This window comes from Streptomyces sp. CO7 (assembly GCF_053474865.1).
Window position 1 is genome coordinate 750,289 of the sequence record NZ_JBRIOU010000004.1, and the last position, 503, is coordinate 750,791.

Sequence of the window (503 nt, forward strand, 5' to 3'; positions counted from 1 at the left end):
GGTGTGCACCGGGAGAGCGACCCGGGACACCGGCGCCGTCAGTTCCGCACCGCACCCGGCGCACACGAACACGTCCAACCTAGCTCCCCCTCGCCCCGAACCCTCTTGCCCCGGCCGGATTGTGTCCCGCCCTCGACCTGAGCTCCAGTGGATTTCGGCCCGTGCGGAGAGGAGAGCTCCCGGGGACTCGTCCACAGCCTCGAGCGGGCGCGGGAACGGGGCCCGGGTGGCGGCTCGGGTGCCGGGCTGCGGAGCGGCGGCAGGCATACCGGATGACCTGGCTGCGGACCCTGCTCCCCACCGCCGCACGCCGGTCGCAGGCCGGCCAGCGGCCCTGACGGACCGGAGCAGGTCAGTAGCCGCGGTTTGTCGGGACGGCCAGGGCCGGGGTTTGCCCCGCCTCCAGGGCGCGCCAGGCGGAGAGGAGGTCGGTGACGACGTCCTCGTCCGTGGTGGGGCCCGAGGTGTGGGAGGTGACGGTGGTGCGGGGCAGGCGCCAGGCG

Annotated in this window: 1 pseudogene; it reads right to left on the reverse strand. The window is 74.8% G+C overall.

The window, feature by feature from the left end:
- Nucleotides 1-352: 352 nt before the first annotated feature.
- Nucleotides 353-503: pseudogene (locus ACOV8S_RS16225) on the reverse strand (D-2-hydroxyacid dehydrogenase); the annotation flags it as partial.